This window comes from Coleofasciculus sp. C1-SOL-03 (genome assembly GCF_040220555.1).
GTDB lineage: Bacteria > Cyanobacteriota > Cyanobacteriia > Cyanobacteriales > Coleofasciculaceae > Coleofasciculus.
This window is the reverse complement of sequence record NZ_JAVJUO010000130.1, coordinates 36,342-51,900: the sequence shown is the minus strand read 5'-3', so window position 1 is coordinate 51,900 and position 15,559 is coordinate 36,342. Positions and strand designations below refer to the sequence as shown.

The 15,559-nt window shown below is 46.5% G+C and carries 9 protein-coding genes and 1 pseudogene; 7 read left to right on the top strand and 3 right to left on the bottom strand.

The genetic code is table 11. The features are described from left to right. From RIE73_RS20290 to RIE73_RS20280, 3 genes and pseudogenes are all read right to left on the bottom strand, one after another. Positions 1 to 329: pseudogene (locus tag RIE73_RS20290) on the bottom strand (photosystem II q(b) protein); the annotation flags it as partial. Positions 330 to 471: 142 nt separating this feature from the next. Continuing rightward, entirely contained in the window at positions 472 to 1,989 is a 1,518-nt protein-coding gene (locus RIE73_RS20285) for an MBOAT family O-acyltransferase (RefSeq protein ID WP_446402901.1), read from the bottom strand. Positions 1,990 to 2,201: 212 nt separating this feature from the next. Continuing rightward, the gene (locus RIE73_RS20280) at positions 2,202 to 5,240 is read right to left on the bottom strand and encodes a DUF1574 domain-containing protein (protein ID WP_446402900.1); all 3,039 of its coding nucleotides are present in this window, start codon (positions 5,238 to 5,240) and stop codon (positions 2,202 to 2,204) included. A gap of 221 nt (positions 5,241 to 5,461) precedes the next feature. Here RIE73_RS20280 and RIE73_RS20275 point away from each other — a divergent pair, with 221 nt between their 5' ends. The 7 genes from RIE73_RS20275 to RIE73_RS20245 all read left to right on the top strand — a co-directional run bounded on the left by RIE73_RS20275 (position 5,462) and on the right by RIE73_RS20245 (position 15,544). Continuing rightward, on the top strand, positions 5,462 to 5,701 hold the full coding sequence (locus RIE73_RS20275) for a hypothetical protein (protein WP_446402899.1): 240 nt from the start codon (positions 5,462 to 5,464) through the stop codon (positions 5,699 to 5,701). A gap of 99 nt (positions 5,702 to 5,800) precedes the next feature. Further along, positions 5,801 to 8,905, top strand: a complete 3,105-nt coding sequence (ppc, locus tag RIE73_RS20270; RefSeq protein ID WP_446402898.1) for a phosphoenolpyruvate carboxylase — start codon at positions 5,801 to 5,803, stop codon at positions 8,903 to 8,905. A gap of 163 nt (positions 8,906 to 9,068) precedes the next feature. Beyond that, the gene (locus RIE73_RS20265; protein WP_446402897.1) at positions 9,069 to 9,260 is read left to right on the top strand and encodes a hypothetical protein; all 192 of its coding nucleotides are present in this window, start codon (positions 9,069 to 9,071) and stop codon (positions 9,258 to 9,260) included. Positions 9,261 to 9,648: 388 nt separating this feature from the next. After that, a complete protein-coding gene (locus tag RIE73_RS20260) occupies positions 9,649 to 10,833 on the top strand; it encodes an AAA family ATPase (RefSeq protein WP_446402896.1) in 1,185 nt (394 codons plus the stop codon). A gap of 2 nt (positions 10,834 to 10,835) precedes the next feature. Beyond that, positions 10,836 to 11,498: a phage tail protein gene (locus tag RIE73_RS20255; protein WP_446402895.1), complete on the top strand. Its 663-nt coding sequence runs from the start codon at positions 10,836 to 10,838 to the stop codon at positions 11,496 to 11,498. A gap of 92 nt (positions 11,499 to 11,590) precedes the next feature. After that, a complete protein-coding gene (locus RIE73_RS20250; protein ID WP_446402894.1) occupies positions 11,591 to 11,797 on the top strand; it encodes a hypothetical protein in 207 nt (68 codons plus the stop codon). 555 nt (positions 11,798 to 12,352) lie between these two features. Then, positions 12,353 to 15,544, top strand: coding sequence for a CHAT domain-containing protein (locus RIE73_RS20245; protein ID WP_446402893.1), 3,192 nt, complete (start codon positions 12,353 to 12,355; stop codon positions 15,542 to 15,544). Positions 15,545 to 15,559: the final 15 nt, after the last annotated feature.

Genomic DNA, 15,559 nt, shown 5'->3' with positions numbered 1-15,559 from the left:
CCACCGTTGTAAAGCCACTCATCTAAGGAAGCAGCTTCCCAGATGGGATAGAAGTGCAAGCCGATGGCGTTGGAGGAAGGAACAACAGCACCAGAGATGATGTTGTTACCGTACAGTAAGCTTCCCGCAACAGGCTCACGGATTCCATCGATGTCCACGGGGGGAGCAGCGATGAAAGCGATGATGAAACAGGTGGTAGCGGTTAAGAGGGTGGGGATCATCAGGACACCGAACCAGCCGATATACAGGCGGTTTTCGGTGGAAGTCACCCAGTTACAGAACCGTTCCCACAAAGACGCGCTTTCGCGACGTTGTACTGTGGTAGTCATAATTCGATTAGTGCTATTACTTCATGATTCGATTGAAGCAAGGCAAAATTTTTGCCTCTTCTCTAATGGTATTCATCTTCATTTGAATCATCCAATGGTTTTATTAATTTATTAGATTAATTTCATAAGCTTAACTTATTAATCAGAAGTCAAAGTAGATATAAGGTAAACCGCCTTCAGGCGCCAGTAACCACACCGCATACAGGCACAGCGGCACCAATAGCAACTTCAGGGGCCAATTGAGTTGTAACTTCAAACCCCGATGAATCCCATAAACACCTGCCATGAACAGAAAAACGATGACCAATAGCAGTGTCAACTCCAAGCGTTCTAAGCCAAAGGCGGTCAAATAAACATTTTCGGCAAACTGCACATCGGCGGGTTGACCCCAGAGGTTCTGGATGACAAAGCCAGCTTGTTTGAGATTGGGTAAGCGGAAGAAAATCCAGGACATGAACACCATCCATTGCGTAATTGCCCACGCCACTAGCACCCCGACTCCCGTTTGCCACCACCCCTTTAACCAAGCCAAGCGGTCAGATAGGGTTTGAGTTAAGCGATGCACCACCAAAGCCAAACCGTGCAATCCTCCCCAGACGACAAATCCCCAAGCTGCACCATGCCAAATGCCAATAATCAGCATGACCACAAACAAGTTTAGACAGGTTCGCCCTAATCCTTTACGCGACCCACCTAAGGGAAAATAGAGATAGTTGCGAATCCAATCTCCTAACGTAATATGCCAGCGCCGCCAAAAATCGGCAATGCTGGTACTAAAGTAAGGAAAATTAAAGTTTTCGGGCAGGTTAAATCCCAAGAGGATAGCACTTCCCCGGGCAATATCAACATACCCGCTAAAATCCAGATACAGTTGTAATCCGTAGGCAAAAATAGCCAGCCACAAATCGCCACTACCCGCCCGTTCTAAGTTGCCAAAACACAGATCAACAAAAATGCCGATGCGATCGGCTAAAAGTGCCTTTTTAACCGCACCACTGGCAATCAACCATAGCCCCTCACTCAAGCGATCAAAACTGGGAAATTGGATATCTTTAAACTCGCTAGCAAACTGATGGTAACGAGTAATAGGTCCAGAAATTAGTTTCGGGAAAAATAATTTGTAGGTGGCAAATTGTAAGCCTTGGCGCGTCGCGGGTGCGCCTCGATACAGATCAATTAGATAGGCAATACATTCAAAAACAAAAAACGAAAGTCCCAAGGGAGCAATTAAGCGATCGCTAATCCAGCTTGCCCCTTCTCGCGCCACGGGTAAATTCAAGGGGGCGGAGATATTCGTCAGGATAAATGGGACATACTTAAAGCTAACCAAACAGAGAATATTTAACCCAATCCCTAGCCACAAGAGTCTCAAACGTTTTTGATTCCAAAGTTCCTGCGCCATTAACCACTCTTCATTAGAGAGACGGTTATTATTGAGATGCGACCCAGGGGATGTATTGACCGCAATTTTCTGCCCCAAGTAAAAATTGAGCCAAACTATGAACAATAGCAGCGGAATGTATTGAATTTGTAAGCTACTATAAAACAGTAAACTGGCAATTAGCAGTACCCATAATCGCCACGATGAAGAACGCTGGCTCCAGTAAATAAGCAGGACACCTAGCAGAAACAACCCGTAAGTGATGGAGATAAATGCCATTTTTTTAGGAAATGGGGAATAGGGAGCAGAGGGAGCTGGGGAAGTTGGGGAAGCCAATGTAGAGACGTGCCATGGCACGTCTGGGAGCTGAGGGAGCAGGGGGAGATGGGGAAGATGGGAGACAAAATTTCTATAGCCCATTACCCTATTGCCTATTGCCTATTGCCTATTGCCTGTTCCCTGACAAATGACAAATGACAAATGACCAATAACTAATCCCCAACTAATAAAGCCCAAGGAATCATCGGGTCTTTCGCCAACTGATTAGAAACGTCATACGCGCCAAAGCGATTCAGATGACTGGGGTCAGAAAAATGATCGGGTTTGCCGAGTAATAATCCACTTAAATCCCGAAAAATGAGTTCCCGTTCGACAGCATTCGCGTGCATGTATTGCTTAAATTGCTGTTCGTACTTAAGCCGGACTGGATCTAAGTAATCGTTGGTTAAGGGTAGATTCACAAAAACCACAGTAATGTCATGTTCCTGAGCAAATGTTAACAAGGCGTCAAATGCCTGATCTTGCTTACCCCGAAGCTGGAAGGATTGATAATCGCCATCATACGCCCCCGCCACTCTGGGATGGTTTTGGTAGTACGTTTCTGGGTCAAAGCGAATGGATAAGGGCAGGAAGCCATCCATATCAATGGACATATCCTGGTCTACACCCTGCTTGGGTTCATCGGAACTGGAAGCATTTGGCAAGGTTTGTTTGACAAAAGAGGCAAACTGATCTCTTAACAGGGATTTGAGTTGATCTCGTTGGGGATAGGTTGAGGATAGTCCTGCCAAAAGTTGATTCGTTCCCTCGCCAATGGATTGATAACGTCTCCTCAATGCTGCCAACGGTTGGGAGGTTTGGTTGGCTTGGGTGGATGACTGACCGGGGGTATTGGGAAATGTGCCAGCATTAAGCTCACGGTAGCCTTCTGAATCTGCGATCGCCTCAAAGGTAGCATCCACTCGACCACTATTAAAGGCGCGAGCGCCATCTGCCACGATAATTAATTTCGGCAATTGATCCGGGGTGAGAATCCGGCGTGTCATTAAGTCTACAATCTGAGCCGTGGCACCATTAATGCCGAAATTAAACACATCAATGCCTGAATATCCCTCAACCGCTAATGCCTCTTCTAATGCCACCGGATCAATACCGCGCATGGCTCGGGAACTGCCCATAATTAGCACATCAGGGCGATTTCCTTGTTGCAGGCGCTCTTGGTAAAGGGCTAACTTTTGATCGAGCAATTCGTTATTAAATGGGGGATTCGAGGAACGGGCGAGGGCTAACATCGCCGCTTGAGTGGCATCTCCTCGCTCCGAGGGTAAGGAATCATCAATGATGATGCTTTTGTCGCCTTCGCGGGTAAACCCAGAGGCGTTGAAGTCTTCGGCATCCTGATTGTTATCCTGTTGTAACGAGAATTCCGTCAAATCTACCGGAATCGGTGACTCCTCTGCTGCTGAGACCGCATCTCGCCGGGGTAAACTGCCTTGGGGTTGCAGAATGCGACCAACGGGTCGATCAATTAGAAACATCAGCAATAAGCCCATAATCCCCCACACCAATGACACTTTAACCGCTTGTGACGATTCCGAACTGGTGCGTTGGGTATCGACGGTGACACGTTGATTGTCTGGGGTGGGGACAAAAAGCTGGGTCGAACACAACCAGCGTCCAATTGTGCCAACGGCGGTTTTTGACCTGCGCTGTACATCATCTTTGAGGGTTGTGTCTGGTTTATGCTGACGCGATACCGATTGTTCGGTAGGAACAACTAACTCGCTAATGTCTGTATTCGAGGTAACAAATTCCGGAGTGGAGTCTGAGGTCAACCGTCGGCGTTCGCTAAAATCTACCCCATAATTCCAGGCGGGAGAGGTTGAGCCAGCAGAACGTCCGTAAATCCGGACGCCAGCGATATTGGGGATGGCAAGCTGACGTAGCAGCCGTACAATGGGTAGGCTCACTTGCGCTTTAGAGGGACACAGGGGCGCTTCGCTCATAATGTGCAGCAAGTCGTGTTGACGACGCACTTTGAGTTGAATCCCACCCGTGGCGAGTCGCTGATCCAAATCGGGATTGAGCAACCGTTGTAGTAAAAAGGTGAGGGCATTTAGATTGCCCTGTTGACCCAATGTATAGCTAGAAGGGGCGAGTTGGGGTTTTTCACTCGCCGGTAAGGTTACCCAATCCACCCAGACGGGTTTTTCCGGTTCAGGTTCGAGGGAAAAGTAATCCGATTCAACGCCATAGATGGTTGCCGCTTTAATCCCTTGGGGCTTTAATGATTTGATGAGAGGCGCGATCGCATTCATGGCAGTGGTTTGGTCAGGAACTGGGGTTTTGCCCAGATCCAAGGCACTGCAAAACAGATGTAGGGTAGTTTCTTTCAAGACCGCCCGCACCGTCATCCCCACTCGCGCTAGCATTTGATTCGATAGTGTGGCGATCGCTTGCACATCTCCCCAACGCGCCCAATCCTTGAGCATCAGGTCAGAGGGGGTCAAATCCACCCGCACCATCCATTCTGGCTTGGCTTCTCCGCGCACTTGAGCGCAGATGGCGGCGTCTTTCAACTCAGTCAGTTCCAGCGAGCGTAACTGCTGCACAATCGGCTCAGACAGTAGTGCCACATCTGGGCTATAGTTCGACGTACAGATCACCCACAGCCGCCGATGATAAGGTTGTGAGGATTGGGACGGAATTTTGGGTTTTTGCTTGACGAGGGACTGTTCTTGATTGTCCTTCGTTGGCAAGTCCTGAATCTGGACATTGACACTCACACCCAAATGACTCAGATTAGCACTTAGATACCGAGCGATCGCATCGGGGGAACCAGAACGGGCAAGACTTTCATGGGAGATGACAAATGCCGATTGAACAGGTGTCGTTTCCCACGATGACTCAGGACGAGATTCCGTGTCATGGGTATCTGTGTTGAGGCGAATTTCTTTGACCCATTCAGGACGTGATTGGGAAACTTGACGCCCGTAGATAATAATTTGGTAGATCGGGGTTTCCAGATCGAGTGGGAAGCTCATCGTTTCTGGCTGAGCTTTGAGAGCTTGGAGTAAGCGATTGACGACTGTTTGAGCCGGAATACGTTCACGGCTCTCACAAAGAATATGCAAATTATTCCCACGTAACCGGACTCTCAGGCACACCCCCGGTTGACCGATGGCATCGTAGACCCATTGAGCCAAAGAGGACGGACGATTGTTGTAGTTGCGCTCTTCGACATCCAACATTACAAATTTGTGACCTGGACTGATAACGGCGGCTGATTTTTCCTCTCATGATTGCACATTCCGCGAAAAACGGAGGAGTTGGGGCACAAGGAGCAGAGGAGTAGAGACGTAGCAGGCTACGTCTGGGAGCTGGGGAAGTTGGAACAACTTTAGTTTAGTATCAAATTGGGATCGGTTTTGTAAACGATTAACCGTTGTTCGTGCGAGGTTTAATTTTAGTTATGGCATCAGTGAACCCAGATCCACAGGTGACAGTTAACCCCTTACCGGAGTCTGCTAAACATTCAGCAGAACTCTTATTAAGTTTAGCGACAGGTCCGATGCTTGTGGGGGTGATTTCCCTAAACACGATTGGCTCATGGCTGCAACAGGTTGGGGAAGCCAGCGAAGAAGTCTTTCGGGGCGATCGCTTACCGATTCTACCCTTTCCCGATGCGCCTCCCTCCTCCTCTAACGACTAAGTAGGTGGGAAACTTCAACGAATTTGTCAATAATGAAACTATACAGGGTAACATTAACCCCGTACAATGGATTATCCTTGTCTACTGCAAACAGACCCTATGAGTTCCCTTCTCCACTCATCCGATCAGGAATTTGCCATCCCATCTACATCCCCATCCAAACTGCTGTTGCGTCATCGCATCAAAGTTGTGGAACAGTTATGGGAGTCGGTTCTCCTTTCTGAATGCGGTCAGGAACTGGTCGATTTGCTGGCGTCTTTGCGCCAATTAAGTTCGCCAGAAGGACAAGCCACGGGGTTTTCGCTTTCTTCGATTCCGGAAGTCATCGAACGGCTTGACCTCAACGCCGCGATTCGAGCCTCTCGTGCTTTTGCGCTTTACTTCCAACTGATTAACAGTGTCGAACAACATTACGAACAGCGCGACCAACAACTTTCACGACGGGTGACCTACAATACAATAGCGGGGAGCGATCGCACCTCGATCAAAGCGAATGGTAGTTCACTTACTTCCTCCCACAAGGCTGGCGATGCCGCCGCATCCGGGAGTGAACCGATGGCGGATATATTAGAAAAACGTTGGCAGGACGATAAGAACGCCTCAAACACCAACAGTACCTTCCATTGGCTATTTCCTTATCTACGGGATCTCAATGTCCCCCCCCAGCACATTCAGCGGCTAATTGACAATCTGGATATTCGCCTAGTCTTTACCGCCCACCCCACGGAAATTGTCCGACACACGATTCGGCAAAAACAACGGCGTATTTCTAATATCCTGCAACAGCTTGACCAAGCTGAGGAAGCTTCTCGCGCCTTAGGACTTAAATCATCTTGGGAGGTAGAAGACTATACCGAACAACTTAGAGAAGAAATTCGGCTGTGGTGGCGTACCGATGAACTGCATCAATTTAAGCCCACGGTTCTGGATGAAGTGGATTACACGCTCCACTATTTTCAAGAAGTCTTGTTTGATGCGATTCCCCAACTCTATCAACGCTTAAAACAGGGTATCCAATCGTCCTTTCCCTGGCTAAATCCCCCCCGGAAAAACTTCTGTAAGTTTGGGTCTTGGGTGGGAGCCGACCGAGATGGAAACCCCTCAGTTAAACCGGAAGTAACCTGGCAAACGGCTTGCTATCAGCGAAATTTGGTTCTGGAAAAATATATCAACTCGGTTGAGCATCTAACCAATTTGTTGAGCTTGTCATTGCACTGGAGTGATGTCCTACCTGAACTCTTGGACTCTCTAGAACAAGATCGCTCCCAAATCCCGGAGGTTTATGAACAACTGGCGATTCGCTACCGCCAAGAACCCTATCGCCTCAAACTTTCCTATATTCAGCAACGACTGGAAAATACGTTGGCGCGTAATTTTCACCTTTCTGAGTGTAAACCGCTACAACCAATGGATCTGGAAACCACTGATCCCTGTATTTACGATTCTGACCAGGAGTTTTTGGCAGAGTTGCGACTGATTCAACGAAATCTAGCGGAGACGGGGTTAAGTTGTCAGGAACTGGAGACACTGATCTGTCAGGTGGAAATTTACGGGTTTAATCTGGCACATTTGGACATTCGGCAGGAAAGTTCTCGTCATAGTGATACGATGCACGAGATTACCGACTATCTGCAAATTCTACCCAAGCCCTATAACGAATTATCCGAAGCCGAACGCACTGAATGGTTAACCAAAGAGTTACCCACGCGCCGCCCTTTAATTCCGGCTGAACTCCCCTTTTCTCCCGAAGCCTGTGAAACCATAGAAACCTTCCGCATGTTGCGGCGGCTGCACCAAGAGTTTGGTGAACAAATTTGCCAAACCTATATTATTAGTATGAGTCACGAAGCCAGTGATTTGTTGGAAGTGTTGCTCTTGGCTCAGGAAGCCGGACTCTATGATCCAGCAACGGGGAGGAGTAGTATTCAGGTTGTCCCCTTATTTGAAACCGTAGACGACTTGAAGCGGGCACCAAGCGTGATGAAATCCCTATTTGAGTTACCCCTGTATCGGGCATGTTTAGCTGGCGGTTATGAAGCGCTAGAGGAGTGCGAACGGGTAACGGATAAACAGAATTACCCGACTTTCCCATCTCATCATCAACCGTTGCAAGAGATAATGCTGGGTTACTCAGACAGCAATAAGGATTCTGGGTTCTTAAGCAGTAATTGGGAAATTCACAAAGCCCAAAAAGCCCTACAGCAAATGGCTGAAGAATATGGGATTGCGGTACGCATTTTCCACGGACGCGGCGGTTCTGTAGGGCGTGGTGGTGGACCGGCGTATGAGGCGATTCTGGCGCAACCAGGGCGGAGTATCCAGGGACGGATTAAGATTACTGAACAAGGTGAAGTGTTGGCGTCGAAGTATTCTCTGCCAGAGTTAGCACTGTATCACCTGGAAACCGTAACCACGGCGGTGATTCAAGCGAGTTTGTTGGGAAGTGGTTTTGACAACCTGGAACCGTGGAACGAAATCATGGAAGAATTAGCCGTGCGATCGCGCCAACATTATCGGGGGTTTGTCTATGAGCAGCCAGATTTCTTGGATTTCTTTAATGAAGTGACGCCAATTCAGGAAATTAGTCAACTGCAAATCAGTTCCCGTCCCACTCGTCGCGGTGGTAAGAAAGATTTTAGCAGTCTACGGGCAATTCCTTGGGTGTTTAGTTGGACACAAAGTCGTTTCTTATTACCCAGTTGGTATGGTGTGGGTGCAGCGTTGAAAGGGTTTTTGGATGAGGAACCGGAAGAAAATTTGAAGCTGTTGCGTTATTTTTACTTCAAGTGGCCCTTCTTTAAGATGGTCATTTCTAAGGTAGAGATGACATTGGCAAAAGTGGATCTGCAAATTGCGGGTCATTATGTGGAGAAATTGTCCCATCCCGATGATCAGGAACGGTTTGGTCGGTTATTTCAGCAAATTACCGATGAATTTAACCTGACTCGCGAGTTAATCTCGTTAATTACCGGACACAAGCAGTTACTGGATGGTGATCCAGAATTACAGCGATCGGTACACTTGCGGAATGGTACGATTGTTCCCCTGGGTTTCTTGCAAGTCTCTTTGCTGAAACGGTTGCGCCAGCATAGCACTCAGATGGCATCGGGGTTTGTCCAATCTCGGTATAGTAAAGGTGAGTTACTGCGGGGTGCGTTGTTGACGATTAACGGGATTGCTGCGGGTATGCGGAATACGGGTTGATTGTCATTGGTCTTATGTCATTGGTCTTATGTCATTTGTCGTTGGTGATTGGTGATTGGTGATTGGTGATTGGTCATTTGTCCTTTGTCATTGGTCATTGGTCGTTGGTCTTATGTCATTTGTCGTTGTAGGGGCGACCCGCCTGCACTAATGAACAATACCAATGTACTCAATAAACTCGGGTCGCCCTCCACTGGCGCGGCGCAGCGAAAATTGTGGAATAGATATTATCATTGAATCGGGCGCACGTCGGTGCGCCCCTACGGTGGAACAGGTTGTCGGTTGGGTTGACGCGCCGAAACCCAACAAAAATGACTCAGCCAATACTCTAGACTTACAGCGCTTAATTCTGTAATAAAGTACAGTAGATCAAAGTCCCCCTTTTTAAGGGGGATTTAGGGGGATCGACAATGTACCGCATAGCAGAGCAAACTGCTGTATGCTCCAAGACATTCATATAGAAAACTACAAATCCATTCAAAAGCTAAAATTAGGCTTGGGGCGTGTAACCGTATTAATCGGTGAAAGGTCGTTGTAGGGGCGACCCGCCTGCACTAATGAACAACACCAATGTACTCAATACACTCGGGTCGCCCTCCACTGGCGCGGCGCAGCGAAAATTGTGGAATAGATATTACCATTGAATCGGTCGCACGTCGGTGCGCCCCTACTGTGGAACAGGTTGTCGGTTGGGTTGACGCGCCGAAACCCAACAAAAATGACTCAGCCAACGCTCTAGAATTATGCTCCAAGAAATCCATATAGAAAACTACAAATCCATTCAAAAGCTAAAATTAGGCTTGGGGCGTGTAACCGTATTAATCGGTGAAAACGGTTCGGGTAAAAGTAATATACTGGAAGCGATCGCGTTAGCCTCAGCCGCTGCAAATGATAAATTAGATAATGAATTTTTGTTTTCAAGAGGCATCAGGGTTACAGAGCCTGAATATATGCGTTCAGCTTTCGATAAAGAGCAGATTACACAAGGAATAAAAATTAATTTTTACGGAAAACATTCAGATTTTAAATTTGGTTATGTCCTTCAAAATAACAATAAACCCTATTCTTCATGGTTAATAGAAGAAAATAAAATTGACAAAAGAAAGGAACAAGAAATCGATAATGATATACGAGAAAAATATAATCCAATTATTCCAGTTAATGTAAGGAATTTAAAAATTGAATTCGATAATAACGATAATGATTTTATTTTAGAAACGATTGAAAGAAAAAAGAAACAGTTTATAAAAAAAGAATTTCATCAAAATTGCTTAGATAATTTTTTGATTTACTCTCCAGAAATTTTTGCATTAAGACAGTTTGAGAAAGAAGGGCAAATTCAACCACTAGGAATTAATGGTGAAGGATTATTTAAACTACTCAAAGTATTGAGTTTAGATCCAAGCAAGATTACTGAACTCAAAGAAAAACTAAAGTTGCTGTTTTGGTTTGAGGATTTCACCATTCAGGCTGACTTCCTTGATAGCGAAAAAAGCCTGAAGACAAAAGATAGGTATTTAGCTCCAGACTTATCTGCCTTTGACCAAAAAAGTGCCAATGAAGGATTTCTATTTTTATTATTTTACTTTGCGCTTTTTATTAGTGACGATACACCGCGCTTTTTTGCAATAGATAATATTGACGCTTCGCTGAACCCCAAATTATGCAGCCAGTTAATGCGAGAATTAATTCAGTTAGCCAAAAAGTATGATAAGCAAGTTATCGTCACTACCCATAATCCAGCAATTTTAGATGGATTAGACTTAGATGATCCGGAGCAACAACTCTGGGTTATTTACCGGAATAAATTTGGACATACCAAAGCTAGACCTGTTGAAAAGCCTGCTCCTCTGGAAGGACAAGATCCGGTAAAATTATCAGAAGCATTCATGAGAGGCTACATCGGCGGACTTCCGAAAAATTTCTAGTAATGACAACTTTTGGCTTGATAGCAGAAGGCATAACGGATCAAGTGGTTATTGAAAATATTTTAATCGGGTATTTTAATAATCCTGATATTGTCATTAACCCCCTGTTGCCTCTCCGGGATGAAACCGATAAAAACAGAATTGAAAATTATAGCAATTGGTTAAAAGTATTTGATTATTGTGCTTCTAGTAAATTTAAAGAAGCGTTTCAATTTAGCGATTATCTGATTATCCAAGTCGATACGGATACCTCAGAAGAAGTGCATTATGATATTCCTAAGTATCAAGATGGGGAAGAATTGACTCCTGAAGCGTTAATTGATAAAGTCGTGGAAAAGTGCCAAGGATTAATAGGGGAAGCCTTTTACCGTAAATACAAAGCCAGAATAATCTTTGCCATTTCTGTTCATTCAACGGAGTGTTGGCTGCTTCCCCTTTACTGCACCAATAATAAACAAGCAGCACAAACTAAAAATTGTTTCCAGCGATTAAGCCGCCAATGCCAGCAAACTATCCGTAAAAATTATAATGAGTATGATTCTCTTTCAAGAAAATACTGCAAAAATAAAGTGTTAATGAAAAATTACGCCCGAAATCCCAGCCTAAAGATTTTTGTAGAAGGAATTCAGGCTAAAAATATTGTTATAGACGATGAAGTTGTTTAAAATAAGTTTAATTAAAATATTGCATCAGCGCCCCAGCCTCTTTGGTGAAGGTCGTTGTAGGGGCGACCCGCCTGCACTAATGAACAACACCAATGTACTCAATAAACTCGGGTCGCCCTCCACTGGCGCGGCGCAGCGAAAATTGTGGAATAGATATTATCATTGAATCGGGCGCACGTCTGTGCGCCCCTACTGTGGAACAGGTTGTCGGTTGGGTTGACGCGCCGAAACCCAACAAAATTGAAGGGTCGCATCCCTGTGGCAAGGGCGGGTTTTGTTGTTCAGTTAGTGGTGAATAATTTACATTAATGGCTAAACCCGCCCCTACAATTGACCCTTTGCCGAAGGAATGCAGGCGAAAAATATTGTTATAGACGATGACCTAGTTTAATCAAATGTCCCCGACTGAAACTAGGTTCGTAGTAGGCACTTTAGTGCCATAAGCGACTATGTTGCCCCCTCAATCATACAGATCCCCGACTTCTTGGAGAAGTCGGGGATCTTGCTTAAGGCTGTACCTCATCAACCACCAAATCTGCTGTAAGTTTCGCCACCGGGCGCATATCTAAAATAGGTGGGGTAGCGCGATCGCAAAATCAGCAAAATCAGCAAAATCAGCAAAATCGGCGTCGGGGTGAATTTAGTCCAATCTGGGTGCAACCGCAAAGATAGTCGTGAAACCCGCCCCTACACAGTCATGCGCTATGCCATCGAACGACGCCAAGGGTCAAAAATTATACCAATTCTCTAGGCGCAACCTCTCTACCCGGTGAGGATTGACTCTGACAATTGCCCCAGTCGCGGCTAATGCGTCATCATAAGAAAATGGCATCAACTGGGGAATTGGCGACTGCATGGCAAAAGGCTTTGGACAATCGACCAGTAAGGGGAAAACGGGGCGTCAGTTCTTTGAGAGGCTGTGGGATGCATCTGAAGCGGGAAACCGGGAGCAGGTGTATCAACTGCTGGAGGAGAATGCTGACAAGCTGACGGATAACTTTGATCGGCTGGTGCGCGAAGATGCTGAGTTGAAGCTGAGCAGAGCGAATCCAAGACAGCGAGGAAAGTTGACAGCAAAGCTTTGGAAGTTTAGCGGCTTCATTGACGAGTTTCCTAGGGGAAACAGAGCAAGTCATATTGAGATTGCGATCGCCTGTTGCCAAGTCTTAACTGAGTTTTTTCCCCACCACGCCTTTCCAGTGCAGTGGGCGATGCTTCAAAATACTCTGGGTGTTTGCTATAGAAATCGGATACGGGGCGATCGCGCAGATAATCTCAAAATTGCGATATCCTACTATGAAGCGGCATTGCAAGTTCACACCCGCGAGGCGTTTCCGGAATATTGGGCAACGACTCAAATGAATCTGGGTATTGCCTATAGAGAAACCAAGCAGTTTGCTGAGGCGATCACTGCTTACCAAAACGCTTTAGAAATTCGCACCCGCGAGGCGTTTCCAGAAGATTGGGCATTGACCCAAAATAATCTGGGTGTTGCCTATACAGAAACCAAGCAGTTTGCTGAGGCGATCGCAGCCTACCAAAACGCCTTAGAAGTTTACACCCGCCAGACGTTTCCTCAAAAGTGGGCAAATACCCAAAATAATCTGGGTTATGCTTACCGGGAAGCCGGACAGAGTGAACTAGCGATTCCCTGTTTACAAGCTGCATTGGAAATTTGGACTCGTGAGGCATTTCCGGAAGATGGGGCAATAACTCAATACAATCTAGGGACTGCCTACAGTGATCTAGGACAAATTGACGCCGCGATTACCTATTTCCGCGCATCGCTAGAAATTTTCCAACCCGCCGCCTTTCCTATTAAATGCCTCCAAGCTGGACGAGATTTAGGCAATACTGCCTTTAATGCTGAAAAATGGCAAACCGCGATTGAGGGTTATGCCGCCGCCATTGAAGCGGTAGAAATTAGCTGTAGTTGGGCAAGTACCAACCAACGACGACAAGAGATTTTAACCGAGGCGATGGATGTCTATACCCAAATCGTGCAAGCTTGCCTGAATAATCATCAACCTAAATTAGCATTAGAATACGTCGAGCGCAGCAAAGCCCGCAACCTTGTCCAACTCTTTGCCGATGCAGAGAGTACCCTCCACCCCAAAGGCAATCAACTTGACCGAAACATCCGCCAGCGCATCGAACGCCTGAAAGCCCAAATTACTGATAAACAGCAACAACTGGATAATCTGGGGGAAGAGGCGGGACTGAAAACCAACCCGATGCAGTTTAGATTCAGTGATGAACTCTGGGATGAAGAAGCCATTAATGAGACTGCCAACCAAACCCCCCAGCCTGCTTTAGATTCCCCTCCCGCTTCCCTTATAGATCCCCCTTCCGTCCCCCTTATAGATCCCCCTCCCGTCCCCCTTCAAAAGGGGGAAGCCAAAGGATGCTTCGCTTTTGGTTCCATGGGGGAGACCAAAGGATGCTTCGCTTTTGGTTCCATGGGGGAGACCAGGGAGAGACCAAAAGATGCTTCGCTTTTTCTGCAGGGGGAAGCTTTTTCTTCACAAGAGAATTCAAAGCCTCTCTCCTCGCAGGAGAGAGGTTTGGAGAGAGGTTTAAAAACATCCGCCACGGAGGACAGTGAAAATAGTAACCCCAATCAACTGTATGCCCAGCGATTGCGCCAGGAGTTGAAGGAATTACAAGCAAAATTCGATCAGATTCTCGATGAAATCCTAGAGGCTGACCCCGCCTACGCCCTCACCCAAGCGGTTCAACCCATCCGTTTTGCGGAGATTATGCACCTGTTAGACGAGAAAACCGCAATCATCGAATGGTATATTACCAAGGAACGATTCTTCGCCTTTGTCATTACCCGTAATCAAGAACCCTACGTCTGGCAATTTCAACCCGACGACTTGACCCAGTTAAACCAATGGCAGCAGGACTATCTTAACGACTATCAACACCATAATCGTCAATGGTGCAATTGTCTCTCCTCTCGCCTAGAAACACTTTCCCAGATTCTGCATCTTGACGACATTCTGACTCAATCTCCCCTTCCCAAAAACTGTCAGCAACTGATTCTGATTCCCCATCGCTACCTGCACCTATTCCCCCTCCATGCTTTGCCTGTTTTATCCTCTTCAGTTGACAACCCACAGGATACAGGAAATACGACCGCCGTTCTCCTAGATCAATTCCCTGACGGTGTGCGCTATGCACCCAGTTGCCAACTCCTACAACTTAGCCAAAAACGCTGTTATGAACCTCAGTTTTCCCAGACAACCCCATCAAAGCATCTGTTTGCCATGCAAAACCCGACGGAAGACTTAAACTTCGCCGATGTGGAAGTGGAAGCGATTAGCAGATATTTCCACCCCGCCGATATCCTACCCAGTCAACGCGCCACTAAAGAGATCTGGAAGCAAAAGAATACTCAAAACCAGTTACGCTTGGCGAATTTTATCCATTTTTCTGGTCACGGTTATTTTAACTTTGAATCACCCCTGCGTTCTGCCTTAGTGTTATCTGGTGCGACTCTATCCGAAATTCCCGAAGCCGATGAAACGCGCTATATCCAATCCCCCGACAAACACCAGATTGACCTGGAAAAATGCTTACTCCTAGAAGAGATTTTCGCCTTAGATTTACGTCCCTGTTGTCTCGTCACCCTCTCCGCCTGCGAAACCAGTTTGACTGACCCAAAAAGCCTCAGTGATGAATATATCAGCTTACCCAGTGGTTTCCTAGTGGCGGGAAGTCCCAGCATTGTTGGGAGTCAATGGACAGTCTGCGACGTAGCAACGGCATTTTTGATGATTGAATTTTACCGTAATCTGGTGGGGCAGAGTCAAAACCTGTCTGAACTATCGCCAACACCAACATCCGTCGCCAAAGCCCTGAAAACTGCCCAATGTTGGCTGCGCGATGTGACCAAGGATGAATTGCTAGACTGGTTAAAACCGCTCAATTTAAGCCCAGAACGCCAGCAAGAAGTAGAACGCGAATTAAAGTTATCATTGAACGAACGACCCTTTTCTCAGCCTGCGTATTGGGCTGCATTCTGTGCCATTGGACAATAGAAACTGCTGTTTTAT

What these genes read in the sequence shown, in the direction of transcription:
- RIE73_RS20255 (WP_446402895.1), top strand. Translation starts at nt 10,836, where the DNA reads ATGACAACTTTTGGCTTGATAGCAGAAGGCATAACGGATCAAGTGGTT.
- RIE73_RS20285 (WP_446402901.1), bottom strand. Translation starts at nt 1,989, where the DNA reads ATGGCATTTATCTCCATCACTTACGGGTTGTTTCTGCTAGGTGTCCTG.
- RIE73_RS20265 (WP_446402897.1), top strand. Translation starts at nt 9,069, where the DNA reads ATGTACTCAATAAACTCGGGTCGCCCTCCACTGGCGCGGCGCAGCGAA.
- ppc (WP_446402898.1), top strand. Translation starts at nt 5,801, where the DNA reads ATGAGTTCCCTTCTCCACTCATCCGATCAGGAATTTGCCATCCCATCT.
- RIE73_RS20250 (WP_446402894.1), top strand. Translation starts at nt 11,591, where the DNA reads ATGTACTCAATAAACTCGGGTCGCCCTCCACTGGCGCGGCGCAGCGAA.
- RIE73_RS20280 (WP_446402900.1), bottom strand. Translation starts at nt 5,240, where the DNA reads ATGTTGGATGTCGAAGAGCGCAACTACAACAATCGTCCGTCCTCTTTG.
- RIE73_RS20245 (WP_446402893.1), top strand. Translation starts at nt 12,353, where the DNA reads ATGGCAAAAGGCTTTGGACAATCGACCAGTAAGGGGAAAACGGGGCGT.
- RIE73_RS20275 (WP_446402899.1), top strand. Translation starts at nt 5,462, where the DNA reads ATGGCATCAGTGAACCCAGATCCACAGGTGACAGTTAACCCCTTACCG.
- RIE73_RS20260 (WP_446402896.1), top strand. Translation starts at nt 9,649, where the DNA reads ATGCTCCAAGAAATCCATATAGAAAACTACAAATCCATTCAAAAGCTA.